Annotated in this window: 19 protein-coding genes; 13 read left to right on the top strand and 6 right to left on the bottom strand. The window is 57.3% G+C overall.

What is annotated here, in order from left to right; all coding sequences use genetic code 11:
• Positions 1-7: 7 nt before the first annotated feature.
• From KGB25_RS24470 to KGB25_RS24410, 13 genes are all read left to right on the top strand, one after another.
• Positions 8-1,384, top strand: a complete 1,377-nt coding sequence (locus tag KGB25_RS24470) for an oligosaccharide flippase family protein (protein ID WP_223437063.1) — start codon at positions 8-10, stop codon at positions 1,382-1,384.
• A gap of 52 nt (positions 1,385-1,436) precedes the next feature.
• Positions 1,437-1,631: a hypothetical protein gene (locus KGB25_RS24465; protein ID WP_008041073.1), complete on the top strand. Its 195-nt coding sequence runs from the start codon at positions 1,437-1,439 to the stop codon at positions 1,629-1,631.
• Entirely contained in the window at positions 1,628-3,091 is a 1,464-nt protein-coding gene (locus KGB25_RS24460; RefSeq protein ID WP_223437061.1) for a GMC oxidoreductase, read from the top strand. The genes KGB25_RS24465 and KGB25_RS24460 overlap by 4 nt, the downstream gene beginning before the upstream one ends.
• A gap of 75 nt (positions 3,092-3,166) precedes the next feature.
• Positions 3,167-3,778: an acyltransferase gene (locus KGB25_RS24455; protein ID WP_008041075.1), complete on the top strand. Its 612-nt coding sequence runs from the start codon at positions 3,167-3,169 to the stop codon at positions 3,776-3,778.
• Positions 3,775-4,731 (top strand): glycosyltransferase family 2 protein, encoded by a 957-nt coding sequence (locus KGB25_RS24450; RefSeq protein WP_008041076.1) that lies wholly within the window; start codon positions 3,775-3,777, stop codon positions 4,729-4,731. The genes KGB25_RS24455 and KGB25_RS24450 overlap by 4 nt, the downstream gene beginning before the upstream one ends.
• Before the next feature lie 8 nt (positions 4,732-4,739).
• Complete coding sequence (locus KGB25_RS24445) at positions 4,740-5,264, top strand: serine O-acetyltransferase (protein ID WP_008033928.1); 525 nt, start codon at positions 4,740-4,742, stop codon at positions 5,262-5,264.
• A gap of 43 nt (positions 5,265-5,307) precedes the next feature.
• A complete protein-coding gene (locus tag KGB25_RS24440) occupies positions 5,308-6,285 on the top strand; it encodes a glycosyltransferase family 2 protein (protein ID WP_207285955.1) in 978 nt (325 codons plus the stop codon).
• 7 nt (positions 6,286-6,292) lie between these two features.
• The gene (locus KGB25_RS24435) at positions 6,293-7,228 is read left to right on the top strand and encodes a DUF535 family protein (RefSeq protein ID WP_223437059.1); all 936 of its coding nucleotides are present in this window, start codon (positions 6,293-6,295) and stop codon (positions 7,226-7,228) included.
• Positions 7,229-7,303: 75 nt separating this feature from the next.
• The gene (locus tag KGB25_RS24430) at positions 7,304-8,506 is read left to right on the top strand and encodes a glycosyltransferase (RefSeq protein ID WP_223437057.1); all 1,203 of its coding nucleotides are present in this window, start codon (positions 7,304-7,306) and stop codon (positions 8,504-8,506) included.
• Positions 8,503-9,690 carry a glycosyltransferase family 2 protein gene (locus KGB25_RS24425; protein ID WP_223437055.1) on the top strand — a complete coding sequence of 396 codons (1,188 nt, stop codon included), beginning with the start codon at positions 8,503-8,505 and terminating at the stop codon, positions 9,688-9,690. Before KGB25_RS24430 ends, KGB25_RS24425 begins: the two co-directional genes overlap by 4 nt.
• On the top strand, positions 9,690-10,424 hold the full coding sequence (locus KGB25_RS24420) for a WecB/TagA/CpsF family glycosyltransferase (protein ID WP_192229049.1): 735 nt from the start codon (positions 9,690-9,692) through the stop codon (positions 10,422-10,424). Before KGB25_RS24425 ends, KGB25_RS24420 begins: the two co-directional genes overlap by 1 nt.
• Positions 10,425-10,799: 375 nt before the next feature.
• On the top strand, positions 10,800-11,933 hold the full coding sequence (locus KGB25_RS24415; protein WP_223437083.1) for a hypothetical protein: 1,134 nt from the start codon (positions 10,800-10,802) through the stop codon (positions 11,931-11,933).
• Positions 11,934-11,991: 58 nt separating this feature from the next.
• Positions 11,992-13,143 (top strand): glycosyltransferase 61 family protein, encoded by a 1,152-nt coding sequence (locus KGB25_RS24410; RefSeq protein ID WP_008041090.1) that lies wholly within the window; start codon positions 11,992-11,994, stop codon positions 13,141-13,143.
• On the opposite strand, the gene KGB25_RS24405 is transcribed toward KGB25_RS24410, so the two are convergent.
• The 6 genes from KGB25_RS24405 to KGB25_RS24380 form a co-directional block, all read right to left on the bottom strand.
• A complete protein-coding gene (locus tag KGB25_RS24405; protein WP_008041091.1) occupies positions 13,140-14,564 on the bottom strand; it encodes an undecaprenyl-phosphate glucose phosphotransferase in 1,425 nt (474 codons plus the stop codon). The genes KGB25_RS24410 and KGB25_RS24405 overlap by 4 nt on opposite strands.
• Positions 14,565-14,949: 385 nt before the next feature.
• The gene (locus KGB25_RS24400) at positions 14,950-15,471 is read right to left on the bottom strand and encodes a hypothetical protein (RefSeq protein WP_008041092.1); all 522 of its coding nucleotides are present in this window, start codon (positions 15,469-15,471) and stop codon (positions 14,950-14,952) included.
• Between the two features lie 139 nt (positions 15,472-15,610).
• Positions 15,611-16,132, bottom strand: a complete 522-nt coding sequence (locus KGB25_RS24395; RefSeq protein ID WP_008033908.1) for a methylamine dehydrogenase light chain — start codon at positions 16,130-16,132, stop codon at positions 15,611-15,613.
• Between the two features lie 17 nt (positions 16,133-16,149).
• Complete coding sequence (gene mauD, locus KGB25_RS24390) at positions 16,150-16,770, bottom strand: methylamine dehydrogenase accessory protein MauD (protein ID WP_008041094.1); 621 nt, start codon at positions 16,768-16,770, stop codon at positions 16,150-16,152.
• A 3-nt stretch (positions 16,771-16,773) separates the two neighbouring features.
• Positions 16,774-17,313: a MauE/DoxX family redox-associated membrane protein gene (locus KGB25_RS24385; protein WP_223437053.1), complete on the bottom strand. Its 540-nt coding sequence runs from the start codon at positions 17,311-17,313 to the stop codon at positions 16,774-16,776.
• A gap of 13 nt (positions 17,314-17,326) precedes the next feature.
• A complete protein-coding gene (locus KGB25_RS24380) occupies positions 17,327-18,475 on the bottom strand; it encodes an amine dehydrogenase large subunit (protein ID WP_207285941.1) in 1,149 nt (382 codons plus the stop codon).
• Positions 18,476-18,693 lie beyond the last annotated feature (218 nt).

Genomic DNA, 18,693 nt, shown 5'->3' with positions numbered 1-18,693 from the left:
TGATGTTATGCCTTCAGTTGATTTATCGCCATCGTTGAGCCTGCGCAAGCGAGCGATATTCGCCGGAGCATGGAATCTCGGAGCACTTGTCACCTCTCAAGCCGTGCGCCTGGGCGGCAACCTGATCATGGCTCGCCTGCTGATGCCGGAGATGTTCGGCATCATGATTATCGCTACCACCGTTTCGGTCGTTATCCATTTGCTTTCCGATGTGGGCTTGCGCCAGAACATCATCCAGAGCCCGCGTGGTGACGATCCGGTATTTCTCAATACCGTCTGGACCGTGCAGATCGTGCGCGGTTTTATCCTTTTTGCCTTGACGCTTCTGATTGCAGGCCTGGCCTGGTTTGCGCAGGTCATCAATCTGTGGTCGCCTGGATCCACCTATGCCGCACCGGAGTTGCCGCTGGTGTTGGCCGTTACTGGCTTGTCCGCGCTCATCTATGGTTTTCAGTCGACAAAAGTCGACGTGGCCGTTCGTGCATTCCAGCAAAAGAAAGTCGTGCTCGCCGAGTTTGCGTCCCAGATTTCCGGCCTGCTGGTGATGCTGGTTATCGGCTACTTCACCCGGTCTATCTGGTCGCTGGTGGGGGCGGGGCTGGTTTCCGCCCTGGTCAGTCTGCTTCTGGGGCATTTCTGGTTTAAGGGCCCGCATAACCGTCTGCAGTGGGATCGCAGTGCGCTCCAGGAGCTGGTCGTCTTCGGGCGCTGGATATTGTTGTCGTCGGCAGTGGGCGTATTGGCCATGAATGGCGATCGCATCTGGTTCGGCGGCAGCATGTCGGCCGCCGAACTGGGCGTCTACTCCATTGCCGTGCTGATTCTGGGGGCTATTACTCTCGGCGCGCAGAGGCTGGTTGGCGCCGTGGCGTTGCCAGCTTTCAGCGAGGCGGCAAGAAGCAATGACACCGTACGGCTGCGCGCTTTGTATGACCGCTTCAGACTGATTATCGACATCGCCTTGCTGTTTATTTGCGGGCTGTTGTGGGTCATCAGCCCTCTCATCATTCACTGGTTATACGATGAGCGTTATGCCGAGGCCGGCAACATGATGTCCGTGCTCTCACTGTCTTTCTTCATCTTGCGCTATGGCGTGGCGCATCAAGCCTGGCTTGCCTTGGGGCTCACGAAGTACCAGGCCATGGATAACATTATTCGCGCCATCTCGTTATGGGTGTTACTGCCGCTGCTGCTGGCCGTTGGCGGCGTGAAATATGCAATTTGGGGTGTCGCGCTGCATACGTTTCCTACACTTGTGCTAATTGTTTATGTGAACCGTCGTGTGGGGCTGTTCAATCTCAAACGAGAGCTGGCTGTACTGCCAATGGTGCTGGTAGGCGTCGGGTTTGGGGAGTTAGTGTTGGGCCTTGCCAATTGGCTTTGACTTGATTCAAGTCTTTTGCAGTCTTCAATTTCAATGTCGGGGAGCTTGAAGCATGAGTGAACTTGATTTGAATATCTCCGCGATGGGGCGCAGAGAACTCCTCCAGGCGTTCGCTCTATTAAGTCTGGGGGGGATGACATTTGGACTGCCCTCGCTCCTTGCTTCGCCTTCTTCTGAAAAAAGCGGGTTTGTCGTCGTCAACGGCTGGGTGTTGCCGGCCCAGTATTTTCGGCAAACGCGAACATGATCAAAGATTACCAATCGCAGAAAGAACTCCGCGATCATTATGACTTCTGCATCATCGGGGCCGGGCCGGCGGGCATCACGCTGGCGTTGCGCCTGGCCGGGAATGGTCGGCACGTGTTGCTGATCGAGGGCGGGGGGCATGAGTATTCGCAACCCTCGCAAACCCTTTATGACTGCCCCTCGACAGGCCTGGATGTCTACGCACATGAAACACGCCTGCGCTTTCTCGGCGGCACGTCCAACCACTGGGCGGGGCGTTGCCGTCCCTTCGAGAAGTCAGACTTCGAAATGGCTCCTCCGGTCAAACTGCCCGGCTGGCCCATCGCGTTTTCCGAGATCGAGCGTTATCTGCCAGCGGCCATGGCTATTGTGGATCTTCCGACGGATTCCGGATTCAAGGCCATTAATGCGTCCATGGATGGCAACGACTTTGACGCGGATCGTTTCCTGCTGAGCCCGCCGACACGATTTGCACAAAAATACGCCGAGGAACTTCAAGAGACCGAGGGGCTTGATGTCTTCATCAATTGCAACTGTGTCGATCTTGAGTTCGATGCCAAGACCGGCCGCATAGCCACCATCGTTGTGTCCGATTACGAGAAGCACCGGGAACGAGTGAAGGCAAAGCAATTCATTCTCGCGACGGGCGCCATCGAGAATGCCCGGCAGCTGATGAACAGCGAGTCCCTGGCATCCGCCGGCATTGTCAGCAAGGACGGTTTCGTCGGCAGATGTTTCATGGAACACCTGAACCTCGAGCTGGGCACCTTCATTCTGGGGGAGGGGCAGAGTACCGAGCCTCGGCAGTATTTCACCACCGATGCGTTTGTCGCGCACTTTCAGTCAGGTAAAGGGAACGTTTCTGCTGCGTTGCTGGCGGAGGTCAAAGCCTATGGGCGAACAGCGGCCATCAAGGGTTTTCTGGAGACCCTCGTCTGCGACGTCGGAATGGGGCACAAGATCGATTTCATTACGAATTTCAATTGCCCTGGCGACGGGGTGATTACCACCCTCATCGAACAATTTCCCAACCTTAACAGCCGCGTCAATTTGCTCGAGGCGCGAGATGTCTTGGGGATGCGCAAGGTCAACATCAACTGGGAGCTGGTCCTCGAAGACAGGCATACCATCAAATCGATAGGGCTGGAGGTGGCGAAGTGTTTTGCCGAAACGGGGTTGGGCTTCGTCAAGCTGCATGAGTACGTGTATGACGTCTCTGTGCCACTGAAAGTGACGCCCCATGCTCATCATATGGGGACTACACGGATGGCCTCGGCGCCTGAGTCCGGTGTGGTCGACGAGAACTGCAAAGTGTTCGGCACCGAGAATCTTTACGTGGCGGGCAGCAGTGTCTTTCCTACAGCCGGTGCGAGCAATCCGACCATGCCGCTTTTACAGCTTACCCTGAGGCTGGCAGATCATCTCAATCATCAAGAGGGCCCGGCGGGCAGATATTCCTGATACTACAATCAAAAAAACCGGGGTGTACCTGGCTCTGGCACGGATGAACATCGCAGGATTTGTGAGGCTGACAGGATGATAGGGCTGGCAAGACGTGCTGTAAGTTATTACGTCAACAAAACGGGGCGGGGACGCTGGCTCTTTAAACGGTTTTGTAATCCTGACGGGTTCGAGTGGGCTCGATATCTGGCGCGCTGGGGATCACTGCATTCCGTCGGCAGCAATGTGTGGATCAATGTCGGGTGCAATATCGCTGACCCTTCGCTGGTGCGCCTCGGCAACAACATCGCTTTAGCGGATTGCACACTGTTCTGCCACGATGGTGCCGTTTTCTTCTCCACTATCTACAACGTAAAACTCGATGCTGTCGGACCTGTCGACATCCGTGACAACTGCTTTGTCGGGCATGCTGCGATCATCATGCCGTGTGTGACCGTAGGTCCGGGCTCAATTGTCGCCGCAGGTGCTGTTGTCAGGAAAGATGTTCCGCCTGGTGTCGTGGTCGCGGGCAATCCAGCGAGGGTCATTTGTACCGTTGACGAGCTGATGAAAAAATTCGAGACGCGCTGCAACGACTATCCGTGGATGGACCTGATCAGAGAACGCAACGGTGCCTATGATCCAGGCGTGGAGCCGGCGCTGATGGCCATGCGAGTGCAGTACTTTTTTGGCGAGTCACCCAAATGATCAATACGCCCCTTGATGTGCTGGTCGTCAACTACAACACAGCGAAGCTGTTGCAGCCGATGTTTGATGCATTGCGCCAGTCAAACAGTGCGGATCTGACGCGCTACTTGATGGTGGACAATGCCTCTGCCGACAATTCGCTGGAGTGTCTGGCCTCCATTTGCCCGGAGGCGTTGCTGCTGGCCAATGACAAAAATGTGGGCTTTGGCCGTGCCAACAATCAGTTGGTTGAACACTTGCAGGGCAAGTACGCGTTACTCCTCAATACCGACGCTTTTGTTGCCGCCGACACCCTGAACAAAACCCTCGAATACATGGAGGCTCATCCTGATTGCGGCGTGCTTGGCGTTCGGCTGGTCGGACGCGAAGGCGACTTGCAACCCTCCTGCCGCTATTTCCCCACACCGTTGAATGTCTTCCTTTCCCGTGCAGGGCTTGAGCGCTTTTTCCCGGTGGTGAAGCGGGTCGACGACATGGAATGGGATCACGACTCGGTCCGTGAATGCGACTGGGTGCCCGGCTGCTATTACCTGATTCGCCGGGAAGTCATCGACCAGGTGGGCTTGTTCGACCCGCGCTACTTCCTTTACTACGAGGAAGTTGACCACTGCAAACGCGTCAAACAGGCCGGTTGGAAGGTGGTTTTTTACCCGCATACCACGGTGGTGCATATCGGTGGTGAAAGCGCCAAAACAGTGGTTGAACTCAACGCGGTCAGTCGGCAAATACCCAGGATGCAAATCGAAAGCGAGCTGTTGTACTTCCGCAAGCACCACGGCCTGCTGGGGTTGGGCTGGCATATGTTCCTGGTTTGCCTGGGGGATCTGATTCTGGCGCTCAAGGCGCTGCTCAAAGGTCGTGGCCGAGCCGCCATCGCAGCGTGCTGGCAGCATACGCGTGCCACTTGGGCGCTGCTGCGTGAAACCCGACTCGCTACCCAACCCACACGGTAGGTCAATCAATGTTCGAGAATATACGGGCGGACTTGCGTGCCTATGGTGGTGATTGGGGCGCTCAGGGATTCTGGGTCATGCTGGTTTATCGCTTCGGGCGCTGGCGCTACGGTGTGCGCCCGGCACTGCTGCGTAAATTGCTCTCCTTTATCTATAAAGTGCTCTTCAAACTGGTGCAGATCATGACGGGCATCGAGTTGCCCTGTGAAGTCGTGGTCGGGCGCAACTTCGTCATCGATCATTTCGGCGGCATTGTGATCAGTGGTTATGCGCAGTTTGGCGATGATTGCCGGATCCGCAATGGCGTCGTCGTGGGCCTGAAGAATGTGAACGAGCCGATTGCCCCGGTGATTGGCAATAATGTGGATATCGGCACCGGGGCCAAGGTATTGGGCAACATCCGCATTGGTAACAATGTCGTGATCGGCGCCAACGCCGTGGTACTGACCGACGTACCCGACGACTCGGTGGCCGTGGGTGTGCCCGCGACCATCAAGAAAAGGAAGTCAGTAGAAACAGAGGAATACTCATGAGTTATCCGAAGGCCTGTTTCGATGGCGGCGCTGAGTGAACGTCATGACTACCGGCATGGGTGTCGTTGTGATCGGTCGTAATGAAGGCCAGCGGTTGCAGCGTTGCCTGGCGTCGCTGGTTGATGCCGCGCAGCAGGTCGTTTATGTCGACTCCGGCTCAACCGATGGTTCGGTGCCAATGGCGCAGGCGCTTGGCGTCGAGGTGGTCGAGCTGGATATGAGCATCCCCTTTACCGCTGCACGCGCGCGCAATGAAGGATTTGCCAGCGTGCAACGCGTGTTGCCTTCGCTGCGTCATGTGCAGTTCGTCGATGGTGATTGCGAGGTCGTCGGCGGCTGGCTGCCAAAGGCGCAAGCCTTTCTGGATGCGCACCCTGAGGTGGCGGTGGTGTGTGGGCGGCGCCGTGAACGCTTTCCTCAGCATTCGATTTACAACCTGTTGTGCGATCTCGAATGGGACACGCCGATAGGCGAGGCCAAGGCCTGCGGGGGCGATGCGTTGATGCGGGCTGACGCCTTCGCCGATGTGTCGGGGTTTCGCCCGGATCTGATTGCCGGGGAAGAGCCCGAGTTGTGTGTGCGGCTGCGTGCCAAGGGCTGGAAGGTCTGGCGGCTGCCTGAGGAAATGACCCTGCACGATGCGACCATGACCCGGTTCGGCCAATGGTGGAAGCGAACCCTGCGCGGCGGCTACGCTTTTGCCGAAGGTGCTTATTTGCATGGGGCGGCCCCCGAGCAGCATTGGCTGCGTGAGTCACGCCGCGCGTGGTTCTGGGGCCTGGGCATTCCGCTGGCAACTGTTCTCGCCAGCCTGGTGCTGGGAGGGGCTGGCCTGCTGTTGTTGCTGGTCTACCCATTGCAGGTCGTGCGCCTGGCCCGTCGGGGTTCGGGATCCGCGCGGGAAAACTGGTTGCAGGCATTCTTTCTGGTGCTGGGAAAATTTCCCGAGATGCTGGGGCAATTGAAGTTTCTTTTGAACAGGTTCGGCGCTCGCAAGTCCGCGTTGATCGAATACAAGTGAGACTTAAATGAATAACTGGCAACTGCTGAAAAACGCGTTTTCTTTGCATGCTGGTTATTCATTGAGAGCCGTGAAAAACAAGCTCGAATTAATGATTTTAGTGGCAAAGAACTGGGCTGACCTCAAGCTGTTCACCGGGCGCATGTCGAACGCTTTGGGCAGCGCCGGTTTTGCGAAGTTGGGCGGGGATTGTGTGGGGGTCGTTCATTGGCCCTACATCAGCAAAAGCTGGAACCCTCAGGACCGACTGAGTGTGTTGGCCTCGCACTATGAGGTGGTGACGAAAAGCTGTCCGCAGCTATTGCTGTTTGGTCGAAGTGAAAGTCTGGTGTTGAGTGACTTGTCGGGCTTCGCTGCCGATTGTTCCCTGGTGCTGGATCGACCCATTTGGTTTATGCGTGAAGGCGAGCTGGTATTGAACCTGTTTCAGGGTGATTTACGCATTGCATCGATTGCGTTCACCTTGTGTTGCACCGAGGGTGAGCTGTGTATTTTCATCGGTGCCGTGCAAGGGATTCACAAAGGGGTAGAGAGCGAACGCTCCCTGGACATTTACCGGGAGCTGACAAAAAGTTTCGAAGGTCTTCGGCCACGAAGCTTTCTGATTGAAGTCATTAAATACATCGCGACCCGGATTGGCGTTGAAAGGATCTACGCAGTAAGCGACGGGTTCCGTCATCACCGGCACGCCTATTTTGGTGCTGAAAAAACCCAGGACCTGGCGGCCAATTACGATGTGATCTGGCTGGAACATGGCGCGACGCCGTCAGCGCGGGAAGACTTCTTTGAAATCCCCATGGCCCCGTCGAGCAAACCGCTTGAGAGTATCGCGTCGAAAAAACGCGCCATGTACCGCAGGCGTTATGAGTTGCTGGAGGACACGTTCAAAAAGATAGATGACGTGTTGATTGGCAGTTATAGCGACCCGCGTGGGGCTGATTGACGTTCCAGGCCACTGAACTACTGTGGGATGCCCCGCTGTAATCATTCACCGCAACGACAGCCAAGCTTGGTGCTTATGCGTATCGCTTACTTCATCAATCAATACCCCAAAGTCAGCCATAGCTTCATTCGTCGCGAGATTCTGGCATTGGAGCGTCAGGGCTTTGAAGTGCAGCGCATTGCCCTGCGCGGCTGGGATGCGCAGTTGGTGGATGCCGAGGACGTGTCCGAACAAGCCCAGACCCACTATGTGTTGCAGGGCGGAGTCAAAGCGCTGGCAGGGCCGGTGCTGCAAGTGCTGCGCGCTCAGCCGCGACGCTTTTTTTCGACGCTGTGGCTGGCGTTGCGCATGGGGCTGCGTGCCGATCGGCCGTGGCCGTACCATGTGATCTATTTGTTCGAGGCGTGCCGGTTGTTGTCCTGGTTGCAAGTGTTCGGCGCCAGGCATGTGCATGCGCATTTCGGCACCAATTCAACCGAGGTGGTGATGTTGGCCCATGCGCTCGGCGGGCCTGCGTACAGCTTTACCGTGCACGGCCCGGAAGAGTTCGACAAACCACAATTTATCCATCTGGGCGAGAAAGTCCGGCGCGCGGCGTTTGTCGCAGCGATCAGTTCCTATGGGCGCAGCCAGTTGTTTCGCTGGGTGGAGCATGCGCATTGGGAAAAGGTCAAGGTGGTTCACTGCGGCCTGGAGCGGGCGTTTCATGAGGTGCCGGCTGTCGCTGTGCCGTCCGTGCCGCGGTTGGTGTGCGTGGGGCGCTTGTGCGAGCAGAAGGGGCAACTGTTGTTGCTTGAGGCGGCGCGAAAACTGGCGGCGCAAGGCGTGGCGTTCGAGATCGTACTGGCCGGCGACGGGGAGATGCGTGCAGAGATCGAAACCCTGATTGCGCGGCACGGCTTGCAGGCGCAGGTGCGCATTACCGGCTGGATCAGCAGCGATCAGGTGCGGGCGCAAATCCTGGCGGCGCGGGCCCTGGTGTTGCCGAGCTTCGGCGAGGGCTTGCCGGTGGTCATCATGGAAGCCATGGCCTTGCGCCGGCCCGTGCTGACGACCTACGTGGCGGGCATTCCCGAACTGGTGCGTCAGGGCGAGAACGGCTGGTTGTTTCCCGCAGGTGCCGTGGATGAGTTGGCGGTGGCGCTGGCCGACTGCCTCGCGCAACCTGTCGAGGTGTTGCAGCGGATGGGCGATGCCGCGTATCAGCGGGTGCTGGAGCGGCACGATATCGATACCGAAGCAGCCAAGCTGGCTGAATTGTTCAAGGCGCACGCATGATCACGTTACTGGGTTGGCTGTTCAGTGCACTGCTGATACTCATCGTCCTGCCGGTGTGGGTGTTGTTCGTGCAGGTGCTGCTGGCCAGCCTGCCGGTGCGACCGCTTGCACCCGCGCAAGGGTCGCGACCGAGGGTGGCGGTGCTGGTGCCGGCTCACAATGAGTCCTCGCTGATCGTCGCGACGTTGAACAGCATTCTGCCGCAACTGTTGGCGGGCGATCGCCTGGTGGTTGTTGCGGACAACTGTACTGACGACACGGCCGCGCTGGCCCGCGCCGCGGGTGCCGAGGTGGTGGAACGCAGCAATGCTCAGCAGCGAGGCAAGGGGTATGCACTGGACTTCGGGGTGCGTTACCTGACCAGCGATGCACCGGACGTGATGATTGTTGTCGATGCCGATTCGCGGGTGGGTGAAGGCTCGATTGAGCGTTTGGCACTGTGCTGCATCGACTCCGGGCGTCCAACACAGGCCCTGTACTTGATGCATGCGCCTGCAGGCTCCGGGTTGAAAGTGCAAATTGCCGAATTCGCCTGGTGCGTGAAAAATCAGGTGCGAGCGCAGGGGTGGGCCCGACTGGGGTTGCCTTGTTCGTTGATGGGCTCGGGAATGGCGTTCGCCTGGCGGGATCTGGCGTTGATCGAATTAGCCAGTGGCCACATCGTCGAAGATTTGAAGATGGGCCTGGATTTCTGCCGAAGCGGCAAACCGCCCCTGTTTTGCCCCGATGCGTTGGTCAGCAGTGATTTTCCGCGCAGCGACGAAGGCCTGAGCATCCAGCGCACACGCTGGGAACATGGTCATCTCGGGGTCATCCTCAGTGATGCGCCAAGGTTGCTGTTAGAGGCTATCCGCAAAGGCAACTTGAACCTTCTGGCAATGACCGCGGATTTACTGGTCCCGCCGCTGGCCTTGCTGACGTTGCTGCTGGTGGTCGCCTTCAGCCTCTCATGGCTGGTGGTGTTGCTCGGCGGCGCGTTGACGCCAGCCTTGATCGCGTCTTTCGGGCTCGCACTGTTGGGCGTGACTGCCTTGCTGGCATGGAGTCGGTTCGGTCGCGGGATCATCGCGTTTTCAGCCTTGTTGTATGCGCCGTTCTACGCGTTGAAGAAAATCCCGCTGTACGTTGGTTTTGTGCTCAAGCGCCAGGTCGACTGGGTGCGTTCGAAGCGAGATGACACCTGATGAGCCCCTTATCCTGGCAGCACAACTGGCAAACCATCCTGCGCAAACTCAGGGTGGTTCGCGATGCTGGCGACGAACAACAATTGATTGATGCATTGTCCCGGTCCGAGGGGACGACAGTGCTTGGATTCGTCAATGCCCATGCCATGAACCTGGTGACGGCCAACCCCGCTTATTACGACGCGCTGTCGGCGGCTGACGTGTTGTTACGGGATGGCTCCGGCATGGCCATCCTGTATCGCCGACTCGGTCTCGAACCGGGGCTGAATATGAACGGCACCGATTTCATCCCCAAATTACTGGCCGCCTACAAGGGCCGGCGCGTGGCGTTCTGGGGGACTGAAGAGACCTTTCTGGCCAACGCGGTGCGGCATTGCGAAGCGGTGTTTGCGGTCAATGTCGTCTCTGCTCACCATGGTTTTGCAGGGGTGGATGATTACGTCAACCTTGCCCGTCAGTCACTGCCGGAACTGGTGGTGCTGGGGATGGGCATGCCCAAGCAGGAAGTCGTTGCCGCGAGACTGGCCGCCAGTGGCGTGCCATGCCTGGTGGTATGCGGTGGGGCGATCCTGGATTTTCTCGGCGGCAAGGTGACGCGTGCTCCGCAATGGGTGCGTCGCCTCGGTTGCGAGTGGGTGTTCAGGCTGCTCAGTGAGCCCAAGCGTTTATTCACTCGCTATATCGTGGGTAACCCAAAGTTTTTGTTACGCACACTCATTTGTCGAAGTTCCTGACGTAACAGGAATTTGACGTCAGTTTTAATGTTCGGGCTGCCTGAAAAGCACGTCTGAAATATCTTGCAAAACTCTGCGCCAGCATCTTTACTCACCCTTGTATTACCGACTCGGTGGATGAGTTGGAGCGTTTTTTTGTTAAGGTTGGAGACGAATAAATGACGTCAGAAAATCTTGATTACAGAGAGTGAATGGCGAGTTTCTCGCAAGAAAGACAGCTGGACGTACATTCAAAAAACAGCGCACATCATATTGGTAGTTATGGTTTGCCGCATATTTTGAAAAGCGTGGTGAGCTATCGACTCTCATTTCGAGTGTTTGATCTATTGGTTTGAAAACTCAAATGAACGCTTCTTGATGTGTGCTAATAAGCAAATGAACGCATATATATCAAAACTGATACACAAGTTAATGTCGCCTTCCATGCGATTTGAGCTAAGAAAAGCGCTCGCCTGGTTACGTGACATAGCCGCGCGCGCCTGTGTTTGGCGCTGGGAAATCGCCAGGTTCAAACTGCGGGAAGACAGCCGCTACGACATTCTTTATGTGGGCAGAAAATCCCAGCGGGAATTTGTGAAGGTGCTCCTGGGGGCTGAGACTCAGGGGGTTGATAACCTGTCGAAATCAGACCGCACGGTCGTTGTCAGTGACATGCCGACCTGGGGTGCATTGTATGTGCCGCAATACCTGAGTGCTGTCGTGCCACTGCGCAGATCCATTGATGAGATTACGGCGCGATACAACACCGAGTTACGGCGCAATCTACGCAAGAACCGGTTGCGCTACGGCATGAAGCAAGCATTGAACGATGATGAGATTGAAACGGCGGATCGGGAAATGCTTCAACCCTACGCCAGGGCTCGTCATGGCGCAGCCGCCTCGCAAATTGCATCACATGAAGTTCAACGGGTGGCTAAAAGAGCCGGACGCCTCGATCTGGTGGTGTTGGAAGACCAGGTTGTTGCCTGCCATCTGGGGTGCGTCGTCACTCGCGCGGGCAAGCGCTATTGGAGCACCGTGCGTTTTGGCTACCCTGACGAGGTGTTTTCAGATGCCAGGATATTACGTGAAGTCAATTCCATCACCACGTTCATGGCGCTTGAGTGGGCAATAGAAAACGGATTTGATTACTACGATATCGGGACGTGTCTGGCACGTCCGGACGACGGGCTTCTTGAGTGGAAAAGAAGGCGCGGCGGCGATGTCGATACGCTGGGAAACCATGGCTACGTGTTTGTTCGGCTGCCCAGGACCGGCGCTGCGCAGTTTCTGTGGGAGACACCGCTTTTTGCTGTAGAAGGCAAACATCTGACACTTCATCTTGGAATACCCGACGGGCCAAGTGATGAAGAAGTTGCAAATCGATATCGTGAAATGGGCTTTGGGGGACTATCCAAACTGTATCTCCATTGTTCCAGGGCGCCGGACGCCACGCTGCTCGATAACTTGCGTAGTCGCTACGCTCATTTGAAGTCGCCGCCCATTCTGCAAACTGTGCTCTGCACTTGAGATATTGAAAAATAGTTGGCTGTAAATACTGTGTAATCATATTGCGCCGGGGGTGTCTATGTCGGAATTCAGCGCGTTGGCAAGTAGCGGCCCGGCGAAGTGGAGCCTGGCGGCTTATAAACACCTCTTTAAAACACGCCTTGCCCGGAAACCAGCATTAACGCTGCAAAGTATGGCGGTGAAAACCTGGGATATTGCGCCGGGTGAAGTCGCGTTTGCTCAACCCGCCTTCTTTCTTCCCAATCAACTTGAACGTGTGACGGGATGGGAAGAGCAACTTTTTTATCCCCATGAACATCCTCGTCGCACAATGGAAGGCATCGGTCGTGTTGAACATGGACCGACCCGGGGTTATTTGCTCAAAGATGTCTGGATGATCGATGGCGCGCTCTACAAAGGAAGCGCCAAATCCTGGTTGACGCCTGGCGTTGGCCGGCTGCCGGGGGTTCGCGTCGAAAACGAAATCGAGCGCGGCGCGTTGTATTGCACGGCGGGGGGCAACAAGTGGTTTGGCAGTTGGCTGACGGACGATTGCCTGACCTATTCACTGGCCTGCAACGAAGGCGTTCCAGTGACCACGGCTCCCTCCGCCAACATTGTTTCCACCACCAGGAACGGCATCCTTCACACCTCCGGTTATGAGGACTGGCTTGGCATGAAGCCGGTTCGTTTACGTAATGCGTTTTTTCGTGAACTCGTGATCTTTGACGACATAAGTCAAAATCGCCACAAGCATCTGCGCTTCCGTGCAATGGGCGAAAAGTTGCTGTCTCACGTCAACACGAGCGCTCATCCAGGCGTGTTTATCCTGAGAGGTGGTCGCGGCGATTTACGCTTGTTGCGTAACGAAATGGAGTTGGCTGAGCGTCTGCGTGATCGTCGGGGTTTTCGCATTCTCGACCCGGCGCTGTGCGATGTTGCGACCATTGTCGCGACCTGTGCCGGTGCAAGGACCGTGATAGGGGTCGAGGGCAGTCAATTGATCCATGGGGTTAATGTATTGCCGCCGGGTGGTTCGCTGCTGGTGTTGCAACCTCCTGAGCGTTTCATCTGCTATTTCAAGTACCTGACCGATCGTGACCATCAACACTTTGGTTTTGTCGTCGGTACTCCCGCGGGTAATGGTTTTACTATCGACCCCGATGAGGTCGAGCGCACGCTGGACCTGTTTCCGTCATCGTGCTGCTCCTACAGTTTCACCACGGATTAATAGGCCTGTTTGCCGGAGAAGGCAGATACCGTCCGTAAAAGAATGATGAAGTCGAGCCAGAGCGACCAGTTGTTGATGTACTCGATGTCTGAGTCAACCCGGCGAATCATTTGTTCTACATCTTTCGTTTCACCGCGAAGGCCCCGCACCTGCGCCAGCCCGGTGATACCCGGTTTAATGTTATGTCGCGCAAAGTAGCCCGAGACATCGGGCGAGTACTGCACGTCGTGTTGAATCGCGTGCGGGCGAGGCCCCACCAGCGACATTTCGCCCATCAACACGTTGAACAATTGCGGCAGCTCATCGAGGCTGGTTTTGCGAATAAAGGCGCCCACCCTGGTCACGCGTGGATCATTCTTTTGTGCCTGCTTGACGGTGCCGTCCGACGGCTGATGGACCACCATGCTTCTGAACTTCCAGATACTGAAAACTTCGCCGCTCCACCCCATGCGTTGCTGACGAAAGAACACGGGGCCGGGGCTATCGATCTTGATCGCAAGGGCAACTAACGCCAGCACTGGCGCCGCAAAAAGCAGGATCAGAAAAGCGCCGACCTTGTCTTCGAGATTCTTCAGAAACAGTCGCATCCCCATCAGCGGAGTTTCGGACAAGGTCAGCACGGGAATGCCGGCAATCTCGCGAACACTGTGGTTGATCAACTTCAAGGCGAAAATGTCAGGCACCCAGTTAACCCTGACGTGTTTGTCGAACAGGCTTAAATAAACCTTCTGAATAACTTCGGAACCACCCACTGGGGTCACAAAATAGACGGTACGAATGGCGTGTTTGACAACCAACTCATCAAGATCAGAGATATTGCCCAGTATCGACAGGCGTGGTGCGCCTTCCACGCCTTCCTTTGCCCAGTCATCGTCCGCGCCAATCAACACACAGCCAACGATGCGTTCACCGAGCCAGGGGTTGTTACTGATTTTCTTGTGGAGGTAGCTCGCCAACTCGCCCGAGCCAATGATCAGCGAGTTTTCCAGTTGCGTCGGGTGGGCCAGGAATTTCTTCTGCATTTCCCGTGAGGCGAGGTGCAAAAACAACTGGGCGAAATAGCCAAGAACAAATAACTCCCCAACCAATAGCCGCGAATACCGTTCGCTGGTTTTGGTCAGGAAAGCCATGGCAACGAGAAAACCAAAGGTCGCGGTCCATGCCTTCAGAAGCTTGAAGGCTTTGACAGTGAACCCGACATTGCTGCGGTAAATGGCATAGTGGTCGTACACGACGGCCAGCGCGCCAAGCAGCAGCAGGAGCATGATGACGTAGTCTTGCGAGATGAAGCCTATGTGATAATTGATCAAGAACCACGCAACACCGGTTACCGCAACGCAATCGAGACCGGCCTGAACAACGATACTGGTACTGCTTCTTCGCTGGAGAACGGAACGGGTACTGTTAGGCTCAAATATCATCTTTAGACCTCATTTGCTTTCCCTTGCGCTCGGTAATGACGAGATTCAGGTCAACACAGCCCTCATTTTGAGAGCCTCAGCGTCACCGACAAGCTGCTCATACTTGTGACAGGTTTGCACCCTCAAATGCGTAAATCCGGTGAGACGAAGACAGGTGCTGTCACTTTAGCACCACTGTGCACACATTCATTCTATAGCTACGGATTCAGACAACATCCATATATAAAAATGCACTCGGACACAAGGTGCCGGGCAAACCACGGAGAGACGCCTGCACGGCGTTTGCCGCAAGGTCGTCTTGTTATCGCAGAGGAGAGTTGGCGTCGCGGAAGGGCGGGGGAACGGGCCCCCGTTTTTGCAATGACGGCTTTGCTTCAAGCCGTTGTCAGTTGTTCATCCCGTCTTCAATTGCGATGCCTTGCGCACGCATTTGCTGGATCAGGCCGGCGCGGGTGCCGGGGAGGTTGAGCATGGTTTCTGCGCGCAGTGCCGCCACTTCGTCGGCGCTGTAAGGCTGATAGTCAGCTGGCGTGCTTTTGCCCGCCATCCCGTCGGCACGGATCAACCAGTTGAGCAGGTCGGCCAGTTGCGCGTTGTCCAGCGCGGACTGCGACATGCCCGGCACGCGCACGAGAAACTCGCGGCCGCCCGGCACTTTCAGAAAGTTGCCGACAAACCCCGCCATCCGGGGCGTGTCATTCGCGGCAGAACCCATGCCATTGCCCAAGTGACAACCGGCGCATTGCAATTGGTAATTCACGCCAACGCTGTAGCCGGCCTGGGCAATCGGTTTTTGCAGGGCTTCATTGCCCGGCGCATGCCGTTGCGCCGGGTCCGGGATGGCCCTGGCATGAACGAGCGGGGCGGTCATGGCGCAGACAAGACCGAGGATGAGCAACCTACCCATAAGCAGCACCTCCACCTGTGCAGGAGAAAAACGGACCTGTAGGAGCCAGCTTGCTGGCGATAGCGTTTTCAGAGACGCCATCGTCGGAACGCCGCCCGCAGCAAGCCGGCTCCTACAAATAGCCAACCGCAATCAAGCGTTAAACCGCGACGCCACGAATGATCGAAACGGTGCAGTGGTAGATGTGCGATTTGGCGGCCAGGCACCAGTTCACATCGTTGTTGTTGAACGGGCGATAGGCCGGTTCTTCACTGTCGTTACGGGTGCAGGCGCACTGCGCACAGCTCTGCTTACCGCAGCAGTCGTTGTACGAAATGATGTAATCCTTGCCGTCGGCCGGGTTGCGGCAGGTGCCGATCCAGGTCACTTGCGACACTTCCGTGCCTGGCGGACAGGACGTCACCGATCCTCCGCAGCAGCTGCACAAAAAGCCATCGATGGAGCAGTAGCGCCAGTAGTCGCAGGTGTTCGGATCACCCGGGTCACCGGCTTTCGGGTTATCGGCGGCCAGGGCTTTGCTGGTGCGATCCAGCGGCAACAGCAGCGGCAACGCGGCGCCGGCAACCATCAGAGAACCCATGCGCGACAGCAGTTTGCGTCGCGAAGTGGTGTCGGCAACACGACGAGTCGAACGCTCAAACAACAGATCCAGCAGTTTCATGAAAGTCTCCTGCCTTATCAGTGGCTATGGCCGTGGCTGTGGTCGTGTGCATGCGGCTGGCTGTTGAGGTATTCCTGCAGCGTCGCGCTTTTCAGGTGCTCGACTTCGAACAGGCTGTCCAGGTGCTCGCGGGAATTGACCAGGCCTTTGGCGCGCAGGGTGCCGCTCTTGTCGATCAGCGCGGCGTACGGCAGCTTGCCGATCTGGTAGGTCATGCCCACTTCAGGCCCGACCACATAAGTGGCGTCTTCCAGTTTGTGTTCGGTGATCAGCTTTTGCTGGGCGTCCATGTCGCCATCGCTGATAAACACCACGTCGAGGCGATCGGCCTGTTCCTTGGCGATGGATTTGATCGCCGGCAGCAGCGACTTGCAGATCGGGCAGGTTGGCGAGAGGAAGAACAGCAGTTGCGATTTCTCGCCGGCATAGCCGAAGTTGACCGGGCGCCCTTTGCGGTCGGAAGCGGTGACCTGTGGCGCGGCTTCGTTGACCGCCACGCCTTTGTCCATCATCAACGCACCGGCCGGGGCCAGACGGCCGTGCAGCACACCAATCTGCCGGACCAGGCCCATGACGGCAAACGCCACGGCCACCAGCAGTACCCAGAGCAGAACGTTGGAAACGATTAAGCCTTCCATTGATCACCTACCAATCAGTTTGAGCAGAAGAGGGGAGTTCGCCAGCAAGCCATCGGCTGCGGCGTAAATCAGCAGCGCGACGGCGCTGGCGGCGACAGTCACGAAGCCGTCGAAAAAACCCAGGTCACGAACCACCGGCGAGACGCTGGCCAGCAACGCCAGCGCCACCAGCGCGCTGTTGCGCAGCAGCAGAAACGGGCGCAGCGGTTGGGCCTGGTCCGGGCCGGCACAGCCGCAGTCGATATCGCGACGGCCGCGCCACAGGTTGATGCCAATGGCCGCGGCATACAGTGCGATCAGGCTGGCGGCGCCCAACGCTGCCCAGGCACGGCTGACCGGCACCAGCAGCGCAAAGGCGATGGCCAGTTCAACCACCGGAATGACGCGTGCGACGGGGCGTACGGCCACGTCGGGCAGCAATTGGTAGTCCGCCAGTTGCCGGGCAAAACGTGCCGGTGCGCGCACCTTGTGGGTCGCGGCACTGGCCAGCAACACCGCGATGGCGAGGGCGCTGGCAATGATGAAGATCGGATCTAAGTGCATGGCCGAACCTCGGTTAGTAGCTCATGACCTGAGTCGCGGTTTTCGCGACCTTTGCCATGCTGCCGGTGAGCGTGTTGGTCTTCAGGTCGAAGATCTGCAAACCGCCTGCAACGTCGGCGCCCAGCAGCAGCGGCTTGTCGTCGCCGGTGGCCTGCATGCTCCACACCGGAACCGGTGCCTCCAGCGTGGCGACCTTCTTGTGGGTTTTCAGATCAAACGCCCAGATCAGCGGGCTTGGGTCTTCCCACTTCATCGGTTCGTGCGCGTCGTGCATCAGCACGTACAAGCGGTTCAGCTTCGGCGCGACGGCCATCAGCTGCCAGCCGCCCGGTGCCCAGCCGGCCTTCTTTTCCTCGTCGCTGGTCAGCGACCAGGACGGCAGGATTTTCGGTGCGTCGGCCGAGAAATCCACCGGGCGCACGGTGCCCGTGGTGGTGGTGAAGTAATAGGTGTCGCCGACGTTCACCGCGCGTTCCACCAGTTTTTCCGCGTTCGGGTCAAAGAATGGCGTGCGGCTGCGTGCGGTTTCCTGGCCCTGATCGTTCAGCGTGATCACTTGCAAACTGCCGTCGCCGCACAGCGAGGCGAAGCGGCGATTGCCGATCGGGTAGTTGAGCACGCAACCGGGAATCGCCAGTTCGGCGGTGACGGCTTTGGCCTGGGTGTCGACCACGGTCACCGAGGTCGACGGGGTGAAGTTGTAGACGTAGACGAAGCGGTCATCACCGCTGGTCTTCAAGCCGTAGCGTTGGGTCAGCGACTCGGCGCGCTTGTTCGGAATCAGCACTTCCCAGGCCGGCGACAAGGTCGAGCTGTCCCACGCGGTCAGCACGTCGGTGCGGGTGCCACGGGTGCCGCGCGAATACCAGATGTCGGCGCTGTAGAGGGTTTTCTGATCGTGGCTGAGCGTCGAGGGCGCAGCAAAACCAGTCGGCACCATGCCGAGCACGCGCTTTTTATCGGGGTCGACCACGGTGACACGGCCCGCCACGAAACTTTCGAATTCGACGTCGACGATAAAGGCCCGATGAACTTCCGGCGGAAATGCCAGAACAGTCTGGCCGATCGTGTCAGCGGGCAGATCCGCGCTGGCATTGTTCAAACCCAGTACCAGCAGGCTGAGACTCAGCGCTGACTGTACGGTGATCCTGGTGGCTCGCATTAGGGGGAACTCCCTGAATTATTGTTCGTGCAAATCGCAAGTGCATTGGCAGATTTTTGCAGTTCGATTCTGCCTCGCTGGCAGAAGGGGGGAATTGCTGTGGCTGCCAAGCGTTTGTGTGTCTGTGCCAGTCTCGAAAAACCGGCTGAACACACCCAAATCGCAGGCGAGAACGCAAACCTGTAGGAGCCGGCTTGCCGGCGATGGCGTCCTTGAAA

It is taken from the genome of Pseudomonas sp. BF-RE-21 (assembly GCF_019947305.1).
GTDB classification, from domain to species: Bacteria; Pseudomonadota; Gammaproteobacteria; order Pseudomonadales; family Pseudomonadaceae; genus Aquipseudomonas; species Aquipseudomonas migulae.
This window is presented reverse-complemented; position numbering and strand designations above follow the sequence as displayed.

Excerpts from the sequence above, each read along its gene's own strand:
- KGB25_RS24445 (WP_008033928.1), top strand. The coding sequence starts at position 4,740 with ATGTTCGAGAATATACGGGCGGACTTGCGTGCCTATGGTGGTGATTGG.
- KGB25_RS24425 (WP_223437055.1), top strand. The coding sequence starts at position 8,503 with ATGATCACGTTACTGGGTTGGCTGTTCAGTGCACTGCTGATACTCATC.
- KGB25_RS24455 (WP_008041075.1), top strand. The coding sequence starts at position 3,167 with ATGATAGGGCTGGCAAGACGTGCTGTAAGTTATTACGTCAACAAAACG.
- mauD (WP_008041094.1), bottom strand. The coding sequence starts at position 16,770 with ATGGAAGGCTTAATCGTTTCCAACGTTCTGCTCTGGGTACTGCTGGTG.
- KGB25_RS24430 (WP_223437057.1), top strand. The coding sequence starts at position 7,304 with ATGCGTATCGCTTACTTCATCAATCAATACCCCAAAGTCAGCCATAGC.
- KGB25_RS24420 (WP_192229049.1), top strand. The coding sequence starts at position 9,690 with ATGAGCCCCTTATCCTGGCAGCACAACTGGCAAACCATCCTGCGCAAA.
- KGB25_RS24380 (WP_207285941.1), bottom strand. The coding sequence starts at position 18,475 with ATGCGAGCCACCAGGATCACCGTACAGTCAGCGCTGAGTCTCAGCCTG.
- KGB25_RS24400 (WP_008041092.1), bottom strand. The coding sequence starts at position 15,471 with ATGGGTAGGTTGCTCATCCTCGGTCTTGTCTGCGCCATGACCGCCCCG.
- KGB25_RS24440 (WP_207285955.1), top strand. The coding sequence starts at position 5,308 with ATGACTACCGGCATGGGTGTCGTTGTGATCGGTCGTAATGAAGGCCAG.
- KGB25_RS24460 (WP_223437061.1), top strand. The coding sequence starts at position 1,628 with ATGATCAAAGATTACCAATCGCAGAAAGAACTCCGCGATCATTATGAC.
- KGB25_RS24410 (WP_008041090.1), top strand. The coding sequence starts at position 11,992 with ATGTCGGAATTCAGCGCGTTGGCAAGTAGCGGCCCGGCGAAGTGGAGC.
- KGB25_RS24395 (WP_008033908.1), bottom strand. The coding sequence starts at position 16,132 with ATGAAACTGCTGGATCTGTTGTTTGAGCGTTCGACTCGTCGTGTTGCC.
- KGB25_RS24405 (WP_008041091.1), bottom strand. The coding sequence starts at position 14,564 with ATGATATTTGAGCCTAACAGTACCCGTTCCGTTCTCCAGCGAAGAAGC.
- KGB25_RS24450 (WP_008041076.1), top strand. The coding sequence starts at position 3,775 with ATGATCAATACGCCCCTTGATGTGCTGGTCGTCAACTACAACACAGCG.
- KGB25_RS24465 (WP_008041073.1), top strand. The coding sequence starts at position 1,437 with ATGAGTGAACTTGATTTGAATATCTCCGCGATGGGGCGCAGAGAACTC.
- KGB25_RS24415 (WP_223437083.1), top strand. The coding sequence starts at position 10,800 with ATGAACGCATATATATCAAAACTGATACACAAGTTAATGTCGCCTTCC.
- KGB25_RS24470 (WP_223437063.1), top strand. The coding sequence starts at position 8 with ATGCCTTCAGTTGATTTATCGCCATCGTTGAGCCTGCGCAAGCGAGCG.
- KGB25_RS24385 (WP_223437053.1), bottom strand. The coding sequence starts at position 17,313 with ATGCACTTAGATCCGATCTTCATCATTGCCAGCGCCCTCGCCATCGCG.
- KGB25_RS24435 (WP_223437059.1), top strand. The coding sequence starts at position 6,293 with ATGAATAACTGGCAACTGCTGAAAAACGCGTTTTCTTTGCATGCTGGT.